Origin of the sequence: Pseudarthrobacter chlorophenolicus, assembly GCF_000962805.1 — a bacterium.
Taxonomy (GTDB): Bacteria; Actinomycetota; Actinomycetes; order Actinomycetales; family Micrococcaceae; genus Arthrobacter; species Arthrobacter chlorophenolicus_A.
In genome coordinates this window covers 37,577-60,420 of the sequence record NZ_JZTW01000021.1, presented here as the reverse complement: position 1 = coordinate 60,420, position 22,844 = coordinate 37,577, and the positions used below count along the sequence as shown (strand labels likewise).

19 protein-coding genes and 2 riboswitches are annotated in these 22,844 nt (G+C 67.1%); of the genes, 7 read left to right on the top strand and 12 right to left on the bottom strand.

The annotated features are described in order from the left end of the window. Nucleotides 1–77: 77 nt before the first annotated feature. On the bottom strand, nucleotides 78–2,558 hold the full coding sequence (gene opgC, locus UC32_RS17685; protein WP_082072206.1) for an OpgC domain-containing protein: 2,481 nt from the start codon (nucleotides 2,556–2,558) through the stop codon (nucleotides 78–80). 239 nt (nucleotides 2,559–2,797) lie between these two features. Continuing rightward, nucleotides 2,798–2,912, top strand: a riboswitch (SAM riboswitch). 13 nt (nucleotides 2,913–2,925) lie between these two features. On the opposite strand from opgC, the gene UC32_RS17680 reads away from it, so the two are divergent. The 3 genes from UC32_RS17680 to UC32_RS17670 are packed head-to-tail and all read left to right on the top strand — an operon-like array spanning nucleotide 2,926 to nucleotide 4,820. After that, nucleotides 2,926–3,204 (top strand): DUF1737 domain-containing protein, encoded by a 279-nt coding sequence (locus tag UC32_RS17680; protein ID WP_045732495.1) that lies wholly within the window; start codon nucleotides 2,926–2,928, stop codon nucleotides 3,202–3,204. Continuing rightward, entirely contained in the window at nucleotides 3,201–3,611 is a 411-nt protein-coding gene (locus UC32_RS17675; RefSeq protein WP_045732494.1) for a rhodanese-like domain-containing protein, read from the top strand. Before UC32_RS17680 ends, UC32_RS17675 begins: the two co-directional genes overlap by 4 nt. After that, entirely contained in the window at nucleotides 3,612–4,820 is a 1,209-nt protein-coding gene (locus UC32_RS17670) for an O-succinylhomoserine sulfhydrylase (protein WP_045732493.1), read from the top strand. A gap of 6 nt (nucleotides 4,821–4,826) precedes the next feature. Here UC32_RS17670 and UC32_RS17665 read toward each other — a convergent pair whose 3' ends face one another. Together UC32_RS17665 and UC32_RS17660 are read right to left on the bottom strand one after the other, a co-directional pair. Continuing rightward, nucleotides 4,827–6,047: a glutamate--cysteine ligase 2 gene (locus tag UC32_RS17665; RefSeq protein ID WP_045732492.1), complete on the bottom strand. Its 1,221-nt coding sequence runs from the start codon at nucleotides 6,045–6,047 to the stop codon at nucleotides 4,827–4,829. Nucleotides 6,048–6,113: 66 nt separating this feature from the next. Then, the gene (locus tag UC32_RS17660) at nucleotides 6,114–7,637 is read right to left on the bottom strand and encodes a UDP-N-acetylglucosamine 1-carboxyvinyltransferase (protein ID WP_045732491.1); all 1,524 of its coding nucleotides are present in this window, start codon (nucleotides 7,635–7,637) and stop codon (nucleotides 6,114–6,116) included. A gap of 180 nt (nucleotides 7,638–7,817) precedes the next feature. Between UC32_RS17660 and UC32_RS17655 the strand changes: the two genes are divergently transcribed. Further along, complete coding sequence (locus UC32_RS17655; RefSeq protein WP_045732490.1) at nucleotides 7,818–8,666, top strand: glycoside hydrolase family 25 domain-containing protein; 849 nt, start codon at nucleotides 7,818–7,820, stop codon at nucleotides 8,664–8,666. Between the two features lie 4 nt (nucleotides 8,667–8,670). Here the strand turns inward: UC32_RS17655 and UC32_RS17650 are convergent, their stop codons facing one another. From UC32_RS17650 to UC32_RS17640, 3 genes are read right to left on the bottom strand one after another with little or no spacing between them, the layout of a single operon-like run. Then, the gene (locus tag UC32_RS17650) at nucleotides 8,671–9,471 is read right to left on the bottom strand and encodes an energy-coupling factor transporter transmembrane component T family protein (RefSeq protein ID WP_045732489.1); all 801 of its coding nucleotides are present in this window, start codon (nucleotides 9,469–9,471) and stop codon (nucleotides 8,671–8,673) included. Beyond that, nucleotides 9,468–11,021: an ABC transporter ATP-binding protein gene (locus tag UC32_RS17645; RefSeq protein ID WP_045732488.1), complete on the bottom strand. Its 1,554-nt coding sequence runs from the start codon at nucleotides 11,019–11,021 to the stop codon at nucleotides 9,468–9,470. Before UC32_RS17645 ends, UC32_RS17650 begins: the two co-directional genes overlap by 4 nt. Continuing rightward, nucleotides 11,021–11,644 carry an ECF transporter S component gene (locus tag UC32_RS17640; RefSeq protein WP_045732487.1) on the bottom strand — a complete coding sequence of 208 codons (624 nt, stop codon included), beginning with the start codon at nucleotides 11,642–11,644 and terminating at the stop codon, nucleotides 11,021–11,023. The genes UC32_RS17645 and UC32_RS17640 overlap by 1 nt, the downstream gene beginning before the upstream one ends. Nucleotides 11,645–11,710: 66 nt before the next feature. Continuing rightward, nucleotides 11,711–11,848: riboswitch (TPP riboswitch) on the bottom strand. Between the two features lie 277 nt (nucleotides 11,849–12,125). On the opposite strand from UC32_RS17640, the gene UC32_RS17635 reads away from it, so the two are divergent. Together UC32_RS17635 and UC32_RS17630 are read left to right on the top strand one after the other, a co-directional pair. Then, nucleotides 12,126–14,312, top strand: a complete 2,187-nt coding sequence (locus UC32_RS17635; protein ID WP_045732486.1) for a hypothetical protein — start codon at nucleotides 12,126–12,128, stop codon at nucleotides 14,310–14,312. Between the two features lie 58 nt (nucleotides 14,313–14,370). Continuing rightward, nucleotides 14,371–14,634: a DUF4235 domain-containing protein gene (locus tag UC32_RS17630; RefSeq protein WP_015938803.1), complete on the top strand. Its 264-nt coding sequence runs from the start codon at nucleotides 14,371–14,373 to the stop codon at nucleotides 14,632–14,634. 32 nt (nucleotides 14,635–14,666) lie between these two features. Here the strand turns inward: UC32_RS17630 and mnhG are convergent, their stop codons facing one another. Genes mnhG through UC32_RS17600 form a run of 6 tightly spaced genes read right to left on the bottom strand, consistent with a single transcriptional unit; the run spans nucleotide 14,667 to nucleotide 21,224 of the window. Next, on the bottom strand, nucleotides 14,667–15,077 hold the full coding sequence (gene mnhG / locus UC32_RS17625; protein ID WP_045732485.1) for a monovalent cation/H(+) antiporter subunit G: 411 nt from the start codon (nucleotides 15,075–15,077) through the stop codon (nucleotides 14,667–14,669). A gap of 4 nt (nucleotides 15,078–15,081) precedes the next feature. Beyond that, complete coding sequence (locus tag UC32_RS17620) at nucleotides 15,082–15,360, bottom strand: monovalent cation/H+ antiporter complex subunit F (protein ID WP_045732484.1); 279 nt, start codon at nucleotides 15,358–15,360, stop codon at nucleotides 15,082–15,084. Continuing rightward, nucleotides 15,357–15,902 (bottom strand): Na+/H+ antiporter subunit E, encoded by a 546-nt coding sequence (locus UC32_RS17615; RefSeq protein ID WP_045732483.1) that lies wholly within the window; start codon nucleotides 15,900–15,902, stop codon nucleotides 15,357–15,359. Before UC32_RS17615 ends, UC32_RS17620 begins: the two co-directional genes overlap by 4 nt. Then, a complete protein-coding gene (locus UC32_RS17610; RefSeq protein ID WP_045732482.1) occupies nucleotides 15,899–17,590 on the bottom strand; it encodes a Na+/H+ antiporter subunit D in 1,692 nt (563 codons plus the stop codon). Before UC32_RS17610 ends, UC32_RS17615 begins: the two co-directional genes overlap by 4 nt. Continuing rightward, the gene (locus UC32_RS17605) at nucleotides 17,587–18,213 is read right to left on the bottom strand and encodes a Na(+)/H(+) antiporter subunit C (protein WP_045732481.1); all 627 of its coding nucleotides are present in this window, start codon (nucleotides 18,211–18,213) and stop codon (nucleotides 17,587–17,589) included. Before UC32_RS17605 ends, UC32_RS17610 begins: the two co-directional genes overlap by 4 nt. Next, complete coding sequence (locus UC32_RS17600; RefSeq protein ID WP_045732480.1) at nucleotides 18,210–21,224, bottom strand: Na+/H+ antiporter subunit A; 3,015 nt, start codon at nucleotides 21,222–21,224, stop codon at nucleotides 18,210–18,212. Before UC32_RS17600 ends, UC32_RS17605 begins: the two co-directional genes overlap by 4 nt. Nucleotides 21,225–21,417: 193 nt before the next feature. Here UC32_RS17600 and UC32_RS17595 point away from each other — a divergent pair, with 193 nt between their 5' ends. Beyond that, a complete protein-coding gene (locus UC32_RS17595) occupies nucleotides 21,418–22,821 on the top strand; it encodes an MFS transporter (RefSeq protein ID WP_045732479.1) in 1,404 nt (467 codons plus the stop codon). Nucleotides 22,822–22,844 lie beyond the last annotated feature (23 nt).

The window sequence follows — 22,844 nt, the reverse complement described above, 5'->3', positions numbered from 1 at the left end:
ACAACCACCGGCCCCACAGCAGCCTCGGAGGCAAACCACCCACCAGCAGGTGCAAACAACCTACTGACTGAGTACACCTAGGTGGGAATGATTTTGAAGAGGAACTTGGTCCGAACCATCGCCCACAGGAGGGCCAGCACCACGGCGTAGGCTGCGGTGTTGAGCAGCACGTTCTCCTGCTGAAGGGCGGGGATGTTGGCCACCACGGCGATCAGCACCACGTGCATGATGAACACGTAGAGGGTGGCGCGCCCCAGTGGGATAAGGAACCAGCCCAGCACCCGCTCGATGGGTTTCCAGTACGCGGTCAGGAGCGCGTAGGCGGCCACCACCAGGATCAGCACGTTGAGCAGCCGGCCCGGAGCCAGGTAGGTACGGGCAAAGAGGGCGTCGTACATGGCCCGGTACGTCGTGTCCGGAATCAGGGCCAGGCGGACGTCGAAGCCGTTGGCCAGGTAGGGGTTGCCCCAGGACAGGAACGCGAAGAGCAGTGCGACGGCGGTGCAGGCCACTACCAACCACGTTCGCGCAGACAGCCACGCCACGATGGTCCTTCGGTGGTAGCCGGCCACAAGCCCGATGACGAACAGGACCTGCCAAACGAGCAGCGGGAACGAATCCTCGAACTGAGATGGCAGCAGCCGGAAGCGCGTGATCGAACCGACGGCGTAGAGCGCCAATGTTCCGGCCAGCACCCAGACGGCCTTTCCGCGGCTGAGCGCGGCAAGGACCAGCGGGCTGACCAGCAGCAGCACCACGTACAGGCCCATCACGTTGAACTGCCACGGGCCAAACTGCAGCAGGAGGACGGCAGGAAGAATCTGCGGCGGCACGGGGAACTGGAAGAGGGATTCCATTCCCGCATACAGGTCGTACGTACGGCCGGCACCCTGGTGGCCTGCCCCGCCGGTCCCCTGGTCCACGAACGTGGTGAGCGCCTCGGTCCGGAAGATGGGAAGCAGCGAAACCAGGAAGACACCGACCAGGACCACCAGCGCCGTGAGGTACAGCTTGCCGGCCCGGCGGGACGTCAGGTCCAGCACGGTGCCAAAGTCCTCGCGCACCCGGGGGCCGTAGACCATGCCCACCACCAGGCCGGAGAACAGCACAAACAGTTCGGCGCCGCTGACGAAGCCCACTGCTTCCTGGGTCAGCAGCTGGAACAGCGATGTCATGCCCAGGTGGTTGACCACCACGAAGACGATGGCCATGCCACGGAGCAGGTCCACCCGGGAATCCCGTTTGGAGGGGTCGCCGTAGCCCCAGGCGGTGGCGGCGTTGACTCTGCGCGGAACCTGCCACAGCGCCACGAGCAGGACCAGCAGCGCCACCCCCACGGACCAGGCCGCGGCACCCGTCAGGGTATTGGCCCGGACATAACTGCCGCCGGTGCCCACCTCCGTGACGGGGCCGGTCACCATGGGTGAGGATGCCAGCCTCGCGCGGGCAGCGTCGGCCACCGCAGAGTTGCCGGTCAGCAGCCAGCTGATGCTCGCTACACCGGTGTCCCGGGTGCTGGTCCGTTCGTCCCACACCACCAGTGCGGTTTTCTGGAATTCGGAGGACGTGGCGGCCCCCACCACCTGGTCGAACCAGCCGGCCTTGACGTCCACCTCGGAGGCGCCGCCGGAGGAAGGGCTGTAGAACGCAGCGGTCTGCAGCATGAAGGGTTTGCCACGCCCGGCGGAATAGTCGCGATAGAAGTTTTCCCCGCCGGAAGCTGTGAGCATCTCCTGGAGCTCGCCCGCCCGGGGTGCCGTATTCACCGGCGCACCGCCGGCCGTATCGTCGTGGAAGGCGGTCAGTCCCACCCAGTCCACGGCGTCATCACCGGGGTAGAAGGGTTCGTAGGCGCTGTCGGCCCCGTCCCAGGTTCCGTCACCGTTGGTGTCGAGCAACGCGAAGCCCGCACTGTCCGGAGCGGGCGCATTCCGGCTGCGGGCGAAGGGATAGTCCTTGCCAAGGTACGGCTCCCACACCATCAGCGGGCCGCCGTCGGACTTTTTGAACGCAGCCGACACAGCACGGAAGGCGTTCCGGTAGGCGCCGGGCTGCTGGCCCCACTCCACCCAGCTGGTATTCATGTCCGGGGCAAAACGAATGAGCACCTGCCCGGCAAAGCCCGACGTCAGCCGCTGCACGTCCGCCGCAAAGGAAGCCGCCGCAGCGTCATCAATCTGGTCAATTGGCACACTGGGCTTGACGGTGAGCATCGCATGCGAACCCTGCAGTGACGCCTGCTCCAGGAAGCCCCGAAGGTTGCCCTGCTCCGATGCGCGGTACGGCAGGGCGACATCGTGCCCGTAGACGGCTGGAGATGCTCCAAGCCGCTCGGCGAAACCGGCGGCGGAATCCTCACCCCATTCGAGCACTGCCCCGAGCAGGGGTTTTCCCTCGTCCGGGCTGAGGTCCGCAGCGCGCGCCGGGCCAGCGGGCAGCACCACGGCACAGGCCGCCAGGAGAATCGCCGCGAGGATTGGCCAGACTTTCGGCGGAGCCGTGCGGGACTGACAGCCCGAAGGTTCGGTGCGTCGTCGCGCGGATGGACGCGTACTCATGGAACCCCCCGGTGCCGAAGACCTGATGGGGCAGCGGCCCCACCAGTACTTTATCGGGCGGAGCCCGCCGGGAAAGCCCGCAGGAAGCAGCGTAAAACCCGCCCACCTGCAGCAATACCGTCGTCGGCCGCTGTCCGGAAACAGCCCGGCACCCCTGTGACCCCGTGTTTCCGGTTCAGTTACGGAAGATGACGACGGCGGCGGTGCGGCTCCCGGCGGCAGGTGTTACGTTTTTGGGGAGTAATGAGTACCGGTGCCAAGCCCTGACTGGCCGGTCGGCAACCCTCCTTCCACGGCGGGGTGCCTCAGGTGAATACTCGGCATATCGACCGATTCGAGCTGCAAGCGTGAGAGAAGGAGATCCGTCATGTCTGACGCACCTGCCCCTGAAGAGAAACTGTCCTACCGCCTGATCAGTGGCCCGGACGACCGCGCCTTTTGCGAGCGGATCTCGGCCGCCCTGGCGGAAGGGTACGTGCTGCATGGCAGCCCGGCCGCGACCTTCAACGGCAGCAACGTCATCGTGGCCCAGGCCGTGGTGCTCCCGGCAGCCATTGCTTCCGCGGATGCCGCCGTCGCCACCGCTGTGGACAGCCTGGAATCCGCCACTGAGGAACCCGAATTCGACGGCGAGGGCCACGCATGAGCTACGCAGGAGACCTGACACCCGAGGAGGCCTGGGCCAAGCTGGAACAGGGCGCCATCCTGGTGGATGTCCGCACTGAGGGCGAGTGGGCGCACATTGGCATCCCGGACACCAAGGCCACGGACAACGATCCCCTGTTCATCCAGTGGACGTTCCCGGGCGGCATTCCCAACCCGGAATTCATCACTGACCTTGAGCAGCAGGGCCCGGAGAACCGCAGTACCGAACTGCTGTTCCTGTGCCGCTCCGGCCAGCGCTCCATCGCGGCGGCCACGGCGGCCACCCAGGCGGGCTTCACCTCCTACAACGTCCTGGAAGGCTTCGAAGGCGAACCGGACCGTTACGGCGAACGCACCGTCAACGGCTGGAAGAACCGCGGCCTGCCCACCAACCTCGGAAAGAACTAAGTGACCTTCAACGAAGACGCCGCCGGCTGGAGCCCTGACACCCAGGCCGTCCGCGGCGGGCTGGACCGCACCAACTTCCAGGAAACATCGGAAGCGATATTCCTGAACTCCGGTTTCGTGTACGAATCCGCTGCCGCTGCCGAGCGCGCCTTCACCGGCGAGGACGAACGCTTCGTCTACTCCCGCTACGGCAACCCCTCGGTGGCCACGTTCCAGGAACGCCTCCGCCTGCTCGAGGGAACCGAGGCATGCTTTGCGACGGCGTCCGGCATGTCCGCCGTCTTCACGGCCCTCGGCGCGCTGCTGGCTGCCGGGGACCGCGTGGTGGCCGCCCGCTCGCTGTTCGGGTCCTGCTTCGTGATCCTCAACGAAATCCTGCCGCGGTGGGGCGTGGAGACCGTCTTCGTCGACGGCCCCGACCTGGAGCAGTGGCGGTCCGCCCTGTCCGAACCCACCACCGCTGTCTTCTTCGAGTCCCCGTCCAATCCCATGCAGGAGATCGTGGACATTGCGGCGGTCAGCGAGCTTGCGCACGCGGCCGGTGCCACAGTTGTGGTGGACAACGTCTTCGCCACTCCCCTGCTGCAGCGCTGCGGCCAGCTCGGCGCGGACGTGGTGGTCTACTCCGGCACTAAGCACATCGATGGCCAGGGCCGCGTGCTGGGCGGCGCCATCCTGGGATCCAAGGAATTCATTGACGGCCCCGTCAAGCAGCTGATGCGCCACACGGGGCCCGCCCTGTCCGCCTTCAACGCCTGGGTGCTCACCAAGGGCCTGGAAACCATGGGACTGCGCGTCAGCCACTCCTCGGCCACCGCCTTGCGGATCGCCGAATGGCTGGAGCAGCAGCCCGCCGTCAGCTGGGTGAAGTACCCGCTCCTGAAGTCCCACCCGCAGTATGAACTTGCGGCCAGGCAGATGAAGGCCGGCGGCACGGTACTCACTCTGGAACTGGCGCCGTCGGGCGGCCGCACCGGCAAGGAGGCCGCGTTCGCGCTGCTGGACGCGCTGCGGGTCATCGACATTTCCAACAACCTGGGCGATTCCAAGTCGCTGATCACCCACCCTGCCACCACCACGCACCGCGCGATGGGGCCGGAGGGGCGGGCTGCGATTGGCCTGAGCGACGGCGTGGTGCGCCTGTCCGTGGGGCTGGAGGACGCCGAGGACCTTATCCGCGACCTGGAACAGGCCCTGAAGCAGATCTAGGGTTCTTCAGGACTGCCGTACCCGCAGCAGTTCGGGTACGGTGTCCACTTCCGAAGGGTCGAGGGCATCGCGCATGGTCACCCTGACGGCGTGCTTCACCACTGCGCCGAAGCCGAAATCTTCAGGCTGGCCTGCCAGTGCTTTTTCCCGCACCTGGCGCTGCTCGGCCGAGCCCGTGCCGCGGGCAATGATGTCCTCCACGCCCTGCCGGGCCAGTGCCAGCTCGCCCTGCTCGTCCAGCACCGGGGCGAGGTAGTCCACCAGGGACCTGACCACGTCCGCGGCGGGGGCCGGACGGAAGTTGCCAAAGTCCAGCAGTTCACCCGTGAGCCCGGAGTTGCTGGCCTGCCACGATGCCATCCGCAGCAGGACCGTGGGGACCGGTGCGGGTTCAACACCGTCGCGCCACTCCCTGCTGGCCGACTCCACCAGCGCCCGCACCAGGCAGGCGATCAGGGCGGCGTCGTCGGCGCGCAGGCAGACGTCCGCCACCCGGACCTCCACGGTGGGGTGGTTCCGCGAGAGCCGCGCGTCAAAGTAGAGCATGCCTTCGTCCAGCATCACGCCGCTGTCCAGGAGCCGCGTTACCACCCTGCGGTAAGCGGGGTAAGTCCCGTAGACCGCCGCGGGCCCGGACGTTGGCCACCGGTTCCAGGCTTGGGTCCGGAAACTCTCAAAGCCCGTCGGTTGCCCATTCCAGAAGGGCGAGTTGGCGCTCAGGGCAGTCAGGACGGCCAGCTTGTCCCTGATCCGGTCCAGCACTGCCACGCCCTCGTCCGGCGACTCGATGTAGGTGTGGACGTGGAAGCCGCAGGTCAGCTGCTCCTGCGCAGTAAGGCCAAAGCGTTCCAGCATCCTCGCGTACCGTGGATCCGGGGTGGTGTGGCTGTTCAGACCCAGCGGTGATGTGGCCAGCGCCGCTACCCGCGCCTGGTTCTTTTGCGCGGCCTGATCGGCCAGGGACCGCCCGGCACGGATCTGGTCCAGCAAGGTGCCGTAGTCCCGGCACGGGCGCGTCTGCGTCTCGATCTGTTCAAGCTTCAGCTCGGCACTCAGGCCCATCTCGCCGTCGTCCGCTTTGTCCGTGGCCGCCTGCGCCTGCGGAACCTGCGGCAGATCATCTGCTGCCACGTGCCGCCCGGACAGGAGCGCGTCAGCAAGGGCGAGCGGTTCGCCGGACTCCGGATCAACAATCAGGAGCTCTTCCTCAACGCCGAAGGTACGCATAGTCACATTCTGCGGCAGGGACGGGACATTTGAAGTGCCCCGCCCCTTCATGACGAAGAGTGAATCTCAGCCCTGGAAGTACTCAATCCTGGCGCCGATGGTGTTCAGCCGCTCGGCCAGGTCCTCGTACCCGCGCTCAATCACGTAGATGTTGCGCAGCTCGGAAACTCCGCGTGCCGCGAGCATGGCCAGCAGCAGGCACGCGGCAGGACGCAGCGCGGGAGGGCAGCCCACTTCGGCGGCGCGCCACTTGGTGGGGCCGTTGATGTAGATCCGGTGGGGATCGAGGAGCTGGACCTGCGCGCCGAGCCGGTTCAGCTCCGTCAGGTAGATGGCGCGGTTCTCGTACACCCAGTCGTGGATCATCGTCTGGCCGGTGGCGTTGGCGGCGATCACGGCGAAGAACGGCAGGTTGTCGATGTTGAGGCCGGGGAACGGCATGGGGTGGATCTTGTCCTCCGGGGCCTTCAGCTCGGAGGGCTTGGTGGTCACGTCCACCAGCCGGGTCCGGCCGTTCCGTGCCACGTATTCGCCGGAGATTTCCAGCTGCTGGCCCATCTGCCCCAGCGTGGCCAGCTCGATCTCCATGAACTCGATGGGCACCCGGCGGACGGTGACCTCGGAGTTCGTCACGATGCCCGCGGTGATCAGGCTCATGGCCTCGATGGGGTCCTCGGACGGGAAGTACTCGATGTCGGCGTTGATGACGGGTTTGCCGGTGATCCTCAGGGTGGTGGTGCCCACGCCTTCGATGGTGACGCCCAGCATCTGCAGGTAGAAGCAGAGGTCCTGCACCATGTAATTGGGGCTGGCGTTCCGGATGACCGTGGTGCCCTCACGGTGGGCGGCCGCCATGATGGCGTTTTCCGTGACGGTATCGCCGCGCTCGGTGAGGACGAAGGAGCGGTCATGTGAGTCCGCCGCCGGGGCCTGGACCGCGTAGAAACCGGCTGTGGCTTCCACGGACAGGCCGAACTGGCGCAGGGCCTGCATGTGCGGCTCAACGGTGCGGGTGCCGAGGTCGCAGCCGCCCGCGTAGGGAAGCCTGTACTCCGCGGATTCATCCAGCAGCGGGCCCAGCAGCATGATGACGCTGCGGGTGCGGCGGGCAGCCTCCACGTCCATCGAGTCGAGGTCCAGGACAGCGGGCCGGCGCAGGCGGAGGTCCGTGGCATTGAGCCAGGTGCATTCAACGCCGATGCTGGTCAGCACCTCCACGATGCGGTTGACCTCTTCGATCCGGGCCAGGCGCCGCAGGACGGTGGTGCCGCGGTTGATGAGGCTGGCGCACAGCAGGGCAACGCCGGCATTCTTGCTGCTGTTGACGTCAACAGAACCCGACAGGGTCCGGCCGCCCTCCACGCGAAGGTGCGTCATCTGCGGCTTGCCCACATTGACGATGCTCCGGTCGAAAATGGTCTCAAGGCGCTGGATCATCTTCAGGCTCAGGTTCTGTTTACCCTGCTCCATCCGGGCCACGGCGCTCTGGCTGGTTCCCAGCTCGGCGGCCAACTGGCCCTGGGTCCAGCCCTTCTCGCTCCGGGCGTTCCGGAGCATGACGGCGACGTGTTCAGCGGTTTCCTGGGTCATGCAGCGAATATATCATCTATGAGTTATTTATGACCAATTGCGCAGGTTACGGCTCTATCAAGCACCATCTTTATCTTTTCTATGCGATAGGGGGAGTGTGCGGCGTTGCGCCTTGTCCTCTCCGTGATCCCGCGGGAGACTGGAATATAAGTTTCTTCAAGCAGTAAACGGAGCCCCCACATGCCCCGGACTCAAGCCCACTTGCCAGTGTTCAGGCTGGCATCGCTGCTGGTGGCAGCAGTACTTTTCACCTGCGCCGGGCCCGCGTGGGCTGATCCGACGGATTCCCCCGCAGCGCCGCAAGGGGGCAGCAGCGGCCAGACCCTCCTCGGCAACGATGTTTCCTGGCCGCAGTGCGACGCAGAATTGCCGCGGGACCAGGCGTTCGCCATCATTGGCGTCAATAACGGTTTGGCCAACAACACCAACCCGTGCCTGCAGGAACAGCTCGAATGGGCCACATCGTCATCCGGCGCGGTAGCCTCACAGCCCAAGGCGCAGCTCTACATCAATACCGCTAACCCCGGGCGGGCCGGTTCCTGGTGGCCGGTCAGCGACGAATACCCCACGGGCTCGAAGGTGCACAACCCGTACGGCTCCTGCAAAGCCGGGGACTACGGCACGGCCTGCGCCTACATGTACGGCTATGCCAAGGCCTTTGACGCCGCCTACGTCCGCGGTGTAATCGACCCCGCGGATTACGTCTGGTGGCTGGATGTGGAATCCGAAAACACCTGGTCCAGCAGCAAGGACGCCAACCGCACCGTCCTGGAAGGCATGACGGATTTCTTCCACAGCATCGACGCAGCGGGCGTGGGCATCTACTCCACCGGCCAGCAGTGGCACAGGATCGTGGGGAACGTCAGCAGTTCCAGCAACCTCTACCCGTTGCCAAGCTGGCTGGCGGGATCCCGAAACGCAGCCTCAGCGGTCACCGCCTGTTCGAAGTCCCCCCTGACGGGCGGCGGGAAAGTGGTGCTGACGCAGTTCATCCACGCCGGGCTGGACTACAACCACGCCTGCACCTAGCGGGTCAGTTCCCGGCCCACACCATAGTCCAGGTCCCGGCTGACACCGCAGCAGTAACGGCCAGGCCGGCCATCACCAGGCCGCCCATCAGGACCCACCCATCCAGCAGCGTGTAAGTGGATTCGCGGGCCCAGGTTCGTGGCCCGCCGCCGAAACCGCGCGCTTCCATGGTCACCGCCAGCCGTGACGCCCGCCGGATCGCCTGGACCAGCAGCCCGAAGCTTTGCCCCAGCGTGGCCTTCACCCGCTGCAGCACGCTGCCGCGGGAGCCAACGCCCCGGGCCCGCCGCGCCATTCCGATGGTCTGCCATTCCTCGGCCATCAGCCCCACGAGGCGCATCGCCGCCAGCGTGCCAAGGACAAAGCGATGCGGCAGCCGGGCCTTCTGCGCCAACGCATCAGCGAGGTCTGTGGGGTCCGTGCAGCTCACCAGGAGTATTGCGGGCAACGCGATGGCCAGGCCGCGCAGGAGGAAGCCCACGCCGGTCTCCAGCGAACCTTCGCTCATGGTCCAGATGCCGGCGTCGATCAGCGTCCTGCCGCTGTCCGGCGCCAGGATGGAGGTACTCCAGCCACCCACGGCGGCAGCGAGGATCAAGGGCCAGCCGCGTTGCCACAGCAGCGCCAGCGTGAGCCCGGCAAGCGGAAACAGCAGCAGTTCGAAGAACAGCGCCACCGACGCGGACACCCAGTCGATGGACAGTGCCAGGACCACGGTGATGAGCACGACGGCGGCCAGCTTGCTCAGGGGGTTGGCCCGGGCCAGGAGCGCAGCGTTTCCGCGAAGGTTCAGTTCCTGCCTCATGGCGCCACCGCTTCCGCCCCAGCAAGTTTGAGTTCCGTGCCACCCAGCGCCGCGGTGAACTCGGCGTCATGGGTCACCGACACCACTGCCGTTCCGGCGTCCAGGAGTTCGGAGAGGAACGATGCCAGCTCGGCCCAGGTATTGGCATCCTGGCCGAACGTGGGCTCGTCCAGGACCAGGACCTGCGGGCTTGCCGCCAGGACCGTGGCCACGGAAAGCCGGCGCTTCTCGCCGCCGGACAGGGTATAGGGGTTGGCGTCCACCAGGTGGGTGAGCCGCAGCCGTTCCAGCAGCTCGTCAACCCTGTCCTCACCGTGCCCCAGGTGCCGGGGCCCGAAGAGCAGTTCGTCCAAAACCTTTCCGGTGACGAACTGGTGCTCGGGTTCTTGGAAGACGGTGCCGATCCGCTCGATCAGCTGCTCCGCTTTCCACTGGTACGGCGTGATTCCGGCACCGCGGCTGAGGTCCATCGTCGCGGACACCGTCCCGCTGACCGGTTCGAGGAGTCCGGCAAGGGTCAGCGCGAAGGTTGATTTCCCTGCGCCGTTGGGGCCGGTGACAGCGAGTGCCTGCCCGGCGCGGACCTGGGCAACGATGCCCTCCTGCACCGGCGCCGGCGGAACTTTGCGGAAGCCTTTGCGGCGCGGGCGCTGGCGCGAGACAGCCAGGTTCTCGGCGGCCAGCAGGAGGCCCCCGGCCCCTGGCGACTCTGCAGCGGCGCGCCCGCGGGTGGCCGGGACGTACCCGGGAACCCAGACGCCGGCGGCCGCCAGCATGGTCCGTGCTTCGGCCAGCACCCGGTCCGGCGGGCCGTCGAGGAGCACCGCGGGATTGGCGCCGCTGCCGGGCTGCAGCACCACGATCCTGTCCACCAGGTCCTTCCACACGGACACCCGGTGCTCCACCACCACCAGCGTGGCGCCGGTCTTGTCCAGGCAGCGGGCCACGGCGTCCCGGACGTCGAGCACGCCGGCGGGGTCCAGGTTGGCAGTGGGTTCGTCGAGCAGGATGAGCCCGGGCCGCATCGCGAGGATGCCTGCCAGGGCCAGCCGCTGTTTCTGCCCGCCGGACAGAGCCGACGTCGGATGGTCCAGCGGGAGGTGCGAAAGCCCGACGTCGGCCAGCGCCTCGTGCACGCGCGGCCAGATGGCGTCGCGGGGCACGGCGAGGTTTTCGGCGCCGAAGGCGACGTCGTCGCCTACCCGGGAGAGGACCACCTGGGTCTCGGGATCCTGCTGCATGAGTCCCGCCCGGCCACGCTGGCCGCGGGGCGGACCGCCGTCAACCAGCAGCGAACCGGATTCGTCGGACTCACTGGCCTCGCCGTCGTCGTTCACGTCTCCCAAGACTCCGGCGAGGGCGTGCAGAAGCGTCGACTTGCCGGCACCCGAGGGGCCCAGCAGGAGCACCCGCTCGCCGGGGCTGATGTCGAGGTTGAGGGCATGGACAGCGGGCCTGGTGCGGCCCGCGTGCCGCCAGCCCCAGCCACGGGCAGTAACTGCCGCCGGCCGCACCGTGTGGGGTGCGGCGGCGTGGGAGGGTGCCGCCATCAGGAGAAGACAGGCTCCGTAGCGGCCTTCCGGGAAGCGAAGGAACTCAGCACCCCGGTCCGGGCAAGGCCGCGGGTGGCAATCCAGGAGAGGGCCCCGGCGATGATGGCTCCGGAAACAACGGTGCAGACGATGTACACCAATTTGTATTCGCCGGAGTCGGCGACGTTCCAGCCCCAGGGTGCGAAGGCGTCATTCAGGCCGCAGAAGAAGCCCGCCGCGGCACCAGCCAGCAGCGATGCCGGAAGGTTGAATTTCCGGTAGACGAAAATGGCGAAGATGATCTCGGCGCCCAGGCCCTGGACAAACCCGGAGAACAGGACGGATGTGCCGTAAGGCGATCCCATAAAGAGTTCCCCGGTTGCGGCGACGGTTTCGCAGAACACGGCAGCGCCCGGTTTACGGATAATGAGCATGCCCAGGACGGCCGGAATCATCCAGCCGCCGGCCAGCAGGCCGGAGAGTGGTGGGTAAACGATCTTGATCGGACCAGACAGGGCCGTCGCGCCCTGGGACCAGGCCCAGAAGATGACACCGCCGGCGATGGCGATCAGGGCCGCCACCACGATGTCCACGACGCGCCAGGACCTGCTGGCGGGCTTTTTGATTGCTGAAGTAGTCATGTGATCCTCCTGGAAACAGGAGGGGAAAGTGGACGCGGATGCCGGCTGCTGCCGCCATTCTCCGCGCACTTCGAGAACTCGACTCCCTTGCGCCGGTACTAACCGGATCAGGTTCGAGGGTCTGCGGCTGTCCGCACTCTCAGCGCCCACCTGCGTTTCCCGGCTGGTGCCGGGGCCGATGGCGGCGCTCCCCTGTCGTAAATACGTTGTTGATGATGCTGTGGATGTATTGCGTTCGAACTTCTTGGCGCCCTTCCGGGCGTGCTCAAGTTTACACCTGGGAGGAGCTTGATTGCGGGCCGTGACCGTCAACCCGCCGGATGTGACTGACCCCGACCCCCGCTCCGCCAAGGCCAAGCCGGCGGACCCTCGGCTTGGCTGGTTGACACTGCCCGGCGTTCTCACAAGGATGGTTTGGGAAAGCGTTTTCTGAGCTGCCTGACTCCGACCCCGGACGCAGGCATGAGCCAAGGAGTGCGACGTGCACACCCAGCAGACCGTGATCAACCGCGAAGCGCTGGTACGGCGCCACAACGTGGAACAGGACGGCCTCGACCCGCGGAGCCCCGCCTCCGTGGGCAATGGAGAGTTCTGCTTCACCATGGACCTGACCGGCATGCAGTCCCTTCCCGGAGAGTATCCGGTGGCCGCCCGCGACGACCTGCCGCCCGGTACCCTGCTGGGCACGCAGGCCCAGTGGGGCTGGCACGCCGTCCCGCCGGAACAGGAGTACACCCTCGCCGGTTCCACAGTCCTCTACGATTCGCCGCGCGGCCCGGTCCCCTATGTGGACATGGTGGGCGCCATCGTGGATGGCCGCGAGACGCAGTCATCGCAGGCGGAAACCTGGCTCCGCGCCAACCCCCACCGGCTGGACCTGGGCCGGATTGGTTTTGCGCTCCCGGGCAGGGACGCCCCTGCCCTCACCCGGGACGACATCACCGACGCCCATCAGGTGCTGGACCTCTGGACCGGCACGGCCACCAGCATCTTCACCCTGCACGGCACCCCGGTCAATGTCACCACCGCGTGCCGCCCGGACAGGGACGAGCTGGGCTTCCGCATCCTCTCCCCTGCCCTCGCGGACGGCCTCGCCGTATCCCTGGCTTTCCCCTACGGCTCCGAGGCCTGGCACAACGCGGCCGACTGGGACAGCCCCGCAGCACACACCACCACCCTCGAAGAACGGCACGCCGGCGGCCCCAACCGGTGCTGGCTGATTTCGCGTTGCCTGGACGGCTCCGGATACCAGGCGGCCATCAGCGGCGCGGGACTGGAGCTCGAGCAGGCCGGCCCGCACGAAGTGCTCATCCACGCCGCCGATGGGCAGGACAGCCTCGACTTCAGCGTCCACTTCATCAGCACCGGACAGGGTGATTGCCTGCCCCGCGGCAACGGGGGCATCGGCAGGTATTCAGTGCCGGCACCGGAGCCGGCACCGGCCCCAGAGGTGGCAGCGGCACCCGGCAGTGCCGCCATTACCGCGTCCCGCATGGCGTGGCCGGAATTCTGGAAGTCAGGCGGCGCCGTCGACCTCTCCGGAACAGCCGATCCGCGCGCCGGTGAGATCGAACGCCGGGCGGTGCTCTCCCAGTACCTCACGGCCATCAACTGCTCCGGGTCACTGCCGCCGCAGGAAACGGGGCTGGTCTGCAATTCGTGGCGCGGCCGCTTCCACCTCGAGATGCACTGGTGGCATGCCGCCCACTTCGCCACGTGGAACAGGACGGAGCTCCTGCTGCCCGCCCTCCGCTGGTACGCGTCCGTCCTGGAACCGGCCCGGCAGACGGCCAAGGCCCAAGGGTTCGACGGCGTCCGCTGGCCCAAGCAGGTGGGTCCGGACGGGCGGGAAAGCCCCAGTCCCATCGGCACCTTCCTGGTTTGGCAGCAGCCGCACCCCATCCACCTGGCGGAACTGGCCTACCGGGCCGAACCATCGCGGGAACTCCTTGGGGAATTCAGCACGGTGGTTTTCGAAACGGCTGAATTCATGGCCGCCTTCGCGCATCCCACGGACCGGGGTTTCGAACTGGGCCCGCCACTGGTGCCGGCGCAGGAAAGCTACGAGTCGGTGCGCGGCACAGTCACCAACCCCACATTCGAACTCGCCTACTGGCAGTGGGCCCTCCGGGTGGCCAATGTGTGGAGGGAACGGCTGGGCCTGCCTGCCGAGCGCACTTGGGCGGCCGTGGCGGACGGCATGGTCCCGCCCAGGGTGGTGGACGGCGTGTACGCGGCGATCGACGTCGAGCCCTTCACCATCCGCACGGACCACCCCTCAATGCTGTGCGCCCTGGGCGTCCTGCCGCGCACGGACCTTGTGGACCCGGAGATAATGCGGGCCACGCTGGATGACGTACTGGCCGGCTGGGACTGGAACAGCACCTGGGGCTGGGATTACCCCGTGATGGCCATGACGGCCGCCCGGCTGGAAGACCCGGAGGCCGCCGTGGACGCGCTGTTGATGGACGCAGCGAAGAACCTGGTCCTGCCCAGCGGGCACAACCGGCAGACGGATTCGCTCCCGCTCTACCTGCCCGGCAACGGCGGGGTGCTGGCTGCGGTGGCGCTCATGGCCGCGGGATGGGATGGCGGCCCGGCGCGGCACGCTCCCGGCTTCCCGCCGGGCTGGACGGTGGCATGGGAAGGGCTCATCCCCGCGCCGTAGGAACTTAGCCAGTAGGGTGGGGTGCAGACCGTTTTACCGCCCGCAAGGAGTACCAGGAATGAACCTTCTCATCAAGCTGCTCGGCACCGGCGTAAGCCTGGGTGCAGGATTTGCCGGCACCAAGCTGGTCAACACCATCTGGGAAAAGACCACCGGCAACAAGCCGCCCACCGGCAAGGGCGAGGACGTCCCCACCAGCCTTCGCTCGGCACTGACGTTCGCACTGATCTCCGCGTTCGTCAGCACCATCATCCAGGTCCTGGCCAACCGCGGAACGCAGCGGGCCATCACCCGTTTCGCCAAGACGCAGGACATCGTCTAAACACCCACGCTGTCCCCGCACGCCGGCCGGCGTCAGCGGGTTGGGCCGTCGTCCTCGCCGCCCTCACGGGCGGCCTGGGCGGCGGCTTTCTGCACTACCGCATCAAGCTCGTCCGAGGTCAGCAGTTCCCGGTGCAGGTGCTTGGTCCGGTACCCGGCACGGCCCACCATGTGCGCGGAGACGGGAACCGTCAGCAGCTGGAAGATCCAGGCAACCACCAGGACCGGCCACACCCACCACGTGCGCATCTGCAACCCGATGGAGGCCAGCAGCAGGAACAGTCCCAACACCTGCGGCTTGGTGGCGGCATGCATACGGCTCAGCAGGTCCGGGAAGCGCAGCAGGCCAACCGCGGCACCCAGGGACATGATGGCTCCCACCACCATGAACACGGCGGACAGCACGTCAATCCAGCCGTCCAGGCTGGTCAGGTCGGGGGTCATAATGTCAGGGCTCACTGGGGTGCTCCCGCCGGTCGGAGACGAAGCGTGCAACGGTCACTGACCCGATGAAACCGATCACGGAGATGGCCACCACCAGCATCAGGTTGTTCAGGTGCCGGTTGACGGCCATATCGATGCACAGCGCCGCCCCCAGGATGGCCAGCAGGACGTCAGAAGCCAGCACCCGGTCCAGCAGCGACGGGCCGCGGGCGATCCGGATAATTGCCCCGCCGGCGGCGAGCGAAAGGATGACGGCCGTAACGGCCAGGACCACCTGCATCATGCTGCCGCCTCCGCCTGTACGATAGCGAGTTCTTCATTGGTGCCCATGATCCGGATGAGCCCGGCTTCGATGGAGCGCACTTCGTTGCGCAGGTTTTCCACGTCCTCGACGGTGCTGATGTTGATGGCGTGCAGGTACAGGGTGGAGGTTGACCGGTCCACTTCCACCACCAGCGAGCCCGGGATCAGCGAGATCACGTGGCCGGTGGCGGTAACGATGAGGTCCTGGTGGCTCCGCAGCGTCACGGCAACCACCGCGTTGTGCACTTTGGGCCCGCGGACGGCGGCGAGGTAGAGGATCTGGAAACTGGCCACCACCACCCGGCCCAGGAACATCAGCGCGAAGGGGATGGCATGCCGGACGTTGAAGCGGCCGCTGAGCTCCACGGGCGGCAGGTAGAACAGCCGGGCGACGGCGATGGCCAGCAGCGCGCCGAAGAGCAGGTTGCCGGGGCTGAAATCCTGCCAGAGGGCGCCCCAGACGATGACCAGCCAGACCAGGAGCGGAAGCTCCTGGCGCAGGGAAATACGGCGGCGGCTCATTTTCCTCCTCCCGCGGGTGCTCCAGCGCCCGGAACCGTGACGTCCTCACCGAGGACGGCATGGATGTAGGGGCCGCGGTCCAGCATGTCTGCAGCGGCCCGGTCGGACAGCCCGAACAGGGGTCCCGCGAAGACGGTCAGCGCCATGCCCAGGACCACCAGGCCGGCGGTTGGCCCCACCATGGTGCGGGGCATCAGGGTGGAACGGACCAGCGTGCTGCTGCCGCCGCTTCCGGCCCGGCTGAGGACCGGAGTGGCCAGGCCGGTCCTGCCGGCACCGTCGGCCACGGGTTCGTCGTCCAGGACTTCCTCCTCCACCGGCTGCCCCGGTGCCGCCAGCAGCACGGGATCCGGGTGTTCGGCGTCGGCAGGACGCCGCCAGAAGGCACGGTTCCAGACCCTGGCCACCGCCAGCAGTGTGAGGAGGCTGGTGACCACGCCGCCGATCACCAGGGCGTAGGCCAGCGGGGTTCCCAGTTCCACGCCGGCCTGCAGGAGTCCCACCTTGCCAAGGAAGCCCGAGAAGGGCGGGATGCCCGCCAGGTTCATGCCGGGGATGAAGAACAGGAGCGCCAGCAGCGGCGAGATCTTGGCCAGCCCGCCCAGCCGGTCAACGGAAGAACTGCCTCCGCGGCGTTCGATCAGGCCGGTGACCAGGAACAGGCTGGTCTGGATGGTGATGTGGTGGGCCACGTAGAAGATGGCGGCTGCCAGGCCCACAACCGATGACATGGCCAGCCCGAACACCATGTAGCCGATATGGCTGACCAGGGTGAACGAGAGCAGACGTTTGATGTCGCTCTGCGCCAGGGCGCCCAGGATGCCCACCACCATGGTGAGTAGCGCCGCGATCATCAGCGGTGTGTTCAGGGTGTCTCCGGGGAACAGCAGGGTCTCGGTGCGCACCATGGCGTAAACGCCCACCTTGGTGAGCAGGCCGGCGAACACTGCGGTGACCGGGGCGGGGGCCGTGGGGTAGGAGTCAGGCAGCCAGAAGGACAGCGGGAAGACGGCGGCCTTGATGCCGAACGCCACCAGCAGCATGACGTGCAGGAGGGTCTTGGTGCCCTGGTCCAGTTCGCCAAGCTTGATGGCCAGGTCCGCCATGTTCACGGTTCCGGTGGCCCCGTAGACCATGGCGATGGAAATCAGGAACAGCACCGAGGACACCACGGACACCACCACGTAGGTGACGCCGGCGCGGATGCGGGGCCCGGTACCGCCCAGCGTCATCAGGACGTAGCTTGCCGTCAGCAGGATCTCGAAGCCCACATACAGGTTGAAAAGATCGCCGGAAAGGAAGGCGTTGGACACCCCGGCCACCAGGATCAGGTAGGTGGGGTGGAAGATGGACACCGGTGCGTCCTTGTCGCCGTCGGCCATGCCCTGCCCCGTGGCGTAGACGAGGACCGCGAGGCTCACCGCGGAGGAAACCACCAGCATCAGTGACGAGAACTGGTCCACCACCAGCACGATGCCCCAGGGCGGAATCCATCCGCCGATGCTGACGGCCACGGTGCCGCCGTCCCATACCGCCGCCATCAGGAAGCATTCGAGCAGCAGGGTCAGGGACAGCAGCCCGATGCTGACGGCCCGCTGGGCCCGGGAGTGCCGGATCAGCAGGAAGGTCAGGGCGGCGCCCAGGATGGGAAGTACGACGGCGAGCGGGGCCAGACTGGCGATGTTCACTGTCCGCCTCCTTCCGGGCTGGGCTTGACGTTGGGTGAACCGGGTTTTTCTTCCTCGGCCGCGTGCTCGGTGGGCATCTCGCGGTCGCCCGCCACCACGGTGTCGGTGCCGCCGTGCGCCCGGGCGCCGGCCTCGCGGGTGCCTGAATCGCCGTCACCGGAGCCGGGTCCGTGGTCTGAGATGTCCTGCCCGTCGCCGCCCAGCATGGTAAGCGGGAATTCGGACGTTTCGGCGGGGATCTCGGCGTCGTCCTCGGCGTCGAAGCTGGGGGTTTCGGCGACGCGGAGGTCTTCCACGTCATCCTGGATTTCGTCCTCGCGTGCCAGCACCCAGGTCCGGTAGATGATGCCGAGCATGAAGGCGGTAACCGCGAACGAGATCACGATGGACGTCAGGATCAGCGCCTGCGGCAGCGGATCGTTGTAGTCCCCCGCAGCGGTGTCCTTGGAGAACAGCGGGGCCAGGCCGGAGTATCCTCCGGTGGCCAGGATCAGCAGGTTGGTGGCGTTTGCCAGGAGCATGAGGCCCAGCAGGACGCGGGTAAGGCTGCGCTCCAGGATCAGGTAGATGCCGCAGGCATACAGGGCACCCATGACCAGGAGCAGGGCGAGGTTGATGCTCATGCCTTGCCTCCTGAGATGGTTTCGGCTGGCATGTCTTCGGGTTCCTCGTACTCTGCGGGTTCGGAGCCCCGCTCCTCGATGTGTACGTCCACTTCAGCGCCGAGGCTGCGCAGCACGTCCAGCACCAGTCCCACCACCACGATGTACACGCCGATGTCGAAAATGGTGGACGTGACGAACTTGATGTCCCCGAACACGGGCAGCCAAAACTGGATGATGGCGCTCTGGAACACCTGGCCGCCCAGGAACAGCGGGGCAACACCGGAGCCTGCGGCCGTGGCCAGGCCGATGCCCAGCAGGCCACCGGCGCTGACGGGGGTCGCCTCGCTGAGTTCGAACCGCCCTCCTGCCAGGTAGCGGATGGTCAGGGCCAGGCCGGCCGTCAGGCCGCCGGCGAAGCCGCCGCCCGGCAGGTTGTGGCCGGCGAACAGAAGGTACAGCGAGAAGATCACCAGTGAGTGGAAGACCAGCCGGGTGACCACTTCGAAAATGATGGAGCGGCGTTCCGGTGCCAGCGTCCGCCCGGCCACCAGCCAGGCGTCCCGGGTGGCTGTGGCGAACTTCCTGCTGATGGCCAGTGCGGCGCCGTCCCGCGTACCCGGGTCCACGCCGTGGAACCGGCCCACGGTTCCTTCCGCCACCGAAGCGGAGGCACGCAGGCGGTCACCGCGGCCGCGGACGAAGATCAGGCTCGCAACACCCGTGGCGGCCAGTGCCAGCACGGTGATTTCGCCGAACGTGTCCCAGGCCCGGATATCCACCAGCGTGACGTTGACGATGTTCAGCCCGCCGCCGCCTTCGTAGGCCAACTGCGGGAACTGCAGGGAGATGGGCTGGGCCACGCGGGCGCCCATGGCGTAGATGGCCGCGAACACCATGGTGGCCCCGAAGGCTGCACCGATGATCACACGCACCACCCGGTATTTGCCGCCCGTACGGTCCCGCAGCTCGGGCGGGAGGCGGCGCATGCCGAGGACGAAGGCCACCAGGATGATGGTTTCCACCAGCATCTGCGTCAGGGCAAGATCCGGGGCGCCCTGGAGGGCGAACACCAAGGCGATGCCGTAGCCGGTAACCGAAACCATCAGCACGGCAAGGAAGCGCTTGTTCGCCTTGACGGCTGCGAGCGCGCCGATCACGATGCCGATCCCAGCGACGATCTGCAGCGGGGAGCCCGGATCCACCAGGTAGATGTTGTCCGGAAGCGGCTTGCCGGCGAAGAGGATCGCGGTCAGCGGCAGGACAAACGCCACGGTGAGGATGACGGCGAGGTAGAAGTAGAGCGAACCGCGCTGGGTCCGGCCGGTGATCCACACGGCGATGTCGTCCAGCGCACCGATGGTCAGCTGGTAGGCGCGGTCGGCATCCACCCAGTCCGGCACCAGCGCCTGGGCCCGGGCCACGGCGTTGCGGCCGAAGTACATGGCAGCGCCGAGGATAAAGGTGAGCGTCGTCAGGCCAAGTGCCGGGGTCAGCCCGTGCCACAGCGCGAGGTGCCCTGCCTGCTCGGCCGGTGTTCCGGCGTCGGGCGCGGTGGATGCGAACAGCGCGGCGTAGGGCTGGATCCAGGCGTCAACCGGCGCCGGCCACAGGCCGTAGGCGATGGTGAGGATGCTCAGGATGGCCGGGGCTGCGATGAAGGAAGGACGGACAGCTTTGAACTTGGTGGGCTCCACGCCGGGTTTGACGGCGAAGGCGCCCCACATGAAGCGCGCGCTGTACGCGAAGGTGAGCACCGAACCCAGGACCAGTCCCGCCAGGACCACCATGCCCCACGGTCCGGCGTCCGGGTCCCCGGCGTGGTGGACGAACGCTTCCAGCACGGATTCCTTGGCCACGAACCCGGCAAGGAAAGGGACGCCGGCCATGGATGCGGCGCCGATGCCGGCCACGATCCCCAGGGCACGGGAGGACCTGAAGACGCCCGAAAGCTTCCGGACATCGCGGGTTCCGGACTGGTGGTCGATGATGCCAACCACCAGGAAGAGGGTCGCCTTGAAGAGGCCGTGGGCCAGCAGCATTGCCAGGCCGGCAAGCGCGGCGTCCGGCGTGCCGAGGCCCACCACCATGGTGAGGAAGCCAAGCTGGCTCACGGTGCCGTAGGCGAGGATGAGTTTGATGTCGGTCTGGCGCAGCGCCCGGTAGCCGCCCACCAGCATGGTGGCCAGGCCCAGGCCCAGCACCACGGGCTGCCAGTAGGCCGTCTCCGCGAATCCGGGCGCCAGCCGTGCCACCAGGTAGATGCCGGCCTTCACCATGGCGGCGGCGTGCAGGTACGCGCTGACCGGGGTGGGTGCGGCCATGGCGCCGGGCAGCCAGAAGTGGAAGGGAACCAGCGCGGACTTGGTGATGGCGCCCACCAGGATGAGCACGACGGCGGCGCTCACCATGGCGCCGGACGGGCCTTCCGCGAGTACCTGGGCCTGTTCGAGGATGGCTGAGATGCGGTAGGTTCCGGCCGTCTGGCCCAGCATGATGAGTCCCACCAGCATGGCCAGGCCACCGGCGGTGGTGACCATCAGGGCCTGCAGCGCCGAGCGCCGGGCCGCCAGCCTGGTCCGGGCAAAGCCGATGAGCAGGTAGGACAGGATGGTGGTGAGTTCCCAGAAAATGAACAGCAGCAGCAGGTCATCGGCCACCACCAGCCCGAACATGGCACCGGCGAAGGCCAGGAGCTGCGCGCCGAACGCGCCGAGGTCCTGGTCCTTCCGTTTGAAGTACCGGGCGCAGTACAGCAGCACCAGGGCGCCAACGCCCAGCACCAGCAGCGACATCACCCAGGCCAGCGGGTCCATGCGGAAGGCGAACTCGAGGTGGAGGCCGGGAATCCAGGGAATGACCTCGGCCACCGCGCCCTGCTCCGAGTAGACGGGGCCGTGCTGGAACAGCAGCCAGACGAAGGAGGCGGCGGGGACGGTTGCCAGAGCGTAGAATGCGTTGCGGCCCCACCTCCTGAAGAACAACGGCGCCAGCACAGCCACCGAAAAGTGCACGGCAAGGACTGTGATCACTGGTTATCTCCGCAACGTCAGGAATTCGATTGTCAAAAGTTGGAGCAGGCGGCAAAGCGTTGGGTTCGGGAGTCCCCAGTTTATCAAGTCTGAGCATGCTTCCTGCCCCATATTTCCTTGCGGCCGCCTGCCAACCCCGCCAGTCCGGGGCATAGTCCGCCATCTGTTCGCGCTCGGCGGATACGATGCAGCTATGAACAGCGCCAGCGCTCCCCGGGCCATGCAGCCGTCCTCGGAACTCGCATCCGGCAACCAGGCCTCCAGCAAGGGCCGGATCCTGGCCTGGGCGTCCTGGGACTGGGGTTCGGCGGCCTTCAACGCCGTGATGACCACCTTCGTGTTCACCGTCTACCTGACGTCCAACGCTTTCGGCGGCAAGGACGAAGCCTCGGCGGTCCTCGGCGGCGCCCTCGCCGTGGCGGGCCTCGCCATCGCGCTGCTGGCGCCGGTGACCGGGCAGCGCTCCGACGCCGGCGGCAGGCGGAAGCTGTGGCTGGGAGTCAACACGGCCGCCGTCGCGGTCCTCACCGGGCTGTGCTTCTTCGTCTTCCCGCAGCCGGAATTCCTGCTGCTGGGCGTCACCCTGATCGCCCTGGGCAACGTGTTCTTCGAATTCGCCGGGGTCAACTACAACGCCATGCTGGCCCAGATTTCCACTCCCCGGAACATCGGCAAGGTCAGCGGCCTCGGCTGGGGTGCGGGCTACCTGGGCGGAATCGTGGCACTGCTGATCGTCCTGCAGCTGTTCGTCCAGCCCAGCTTCGAGTGGTTCGGAGCATCCACCCAGGACAGCCTGAACATCCGGCTGGTGGCCGTGTTCTCCGCCCTGTGGTTCTTCATTTTTGCCCTTCCGGTGCTGTTCGCCGTCCCGGAACTGCCCCGGACCGGGCAGGGAGCCCGCCTTGGCATCGTGGCCAGCTACCGGCTGCTCTTCCGCCGGATCCGGGCCATTTACGCCACCAGTCCGCACACCATTTACTTCCTGCTGGCCAGCGCCGTGTTCCGTGACGGGCTGGCCGCAGTATTCACCTTCGGCGGCATCATCGCCGCGGGCACCTTCGGGTTCGAGCTTTCCCAGGTCATCTTCTTTGCAATTTTCGGCAATGTGGTGGCGGCAGTAGGCGCGGTCATTGGCGGGTTTTTGGACGACAGGGCGGGCCCGAAGGCAGTCATCATCGGCTCGCTGGCAGGCCTCCTGGTAGCAGGGACCGTGATCCTGGTGCTGGGTAACGGCGACTATTCCTTCTTCGGCATGGAGTGGGCGGGCAGCACCACATTCTGGGTGTTCGGCCTGTTCCTCTGCCTCTTCGTGGGCCCGGCGCAGTCGTCATCGCGGGCCTACCTCGCCCGGCTCGCACCGCACGGGGAGTCCGGGGAACTGTTCGGCCTCTACGCCACCACCGGCCGGGCCGTCAGCTTCCTGGCACCGGCCCTCTTCACACTGTGCATCACGGTGGCAACCCCGCTGGTGGCGCCCGGCGAGGCGCAGCGCTGGGGCATCCTGGGCATCATGGTGGTCCTTCTCGCCGGGCTGCTGGTCCTGCTGCCGGTGAAGTCGCCGGACAAGGCTCCCATCGCCGTCGTCCCCTCCTCCTGACAGCCACCACGGATCGATCCGGA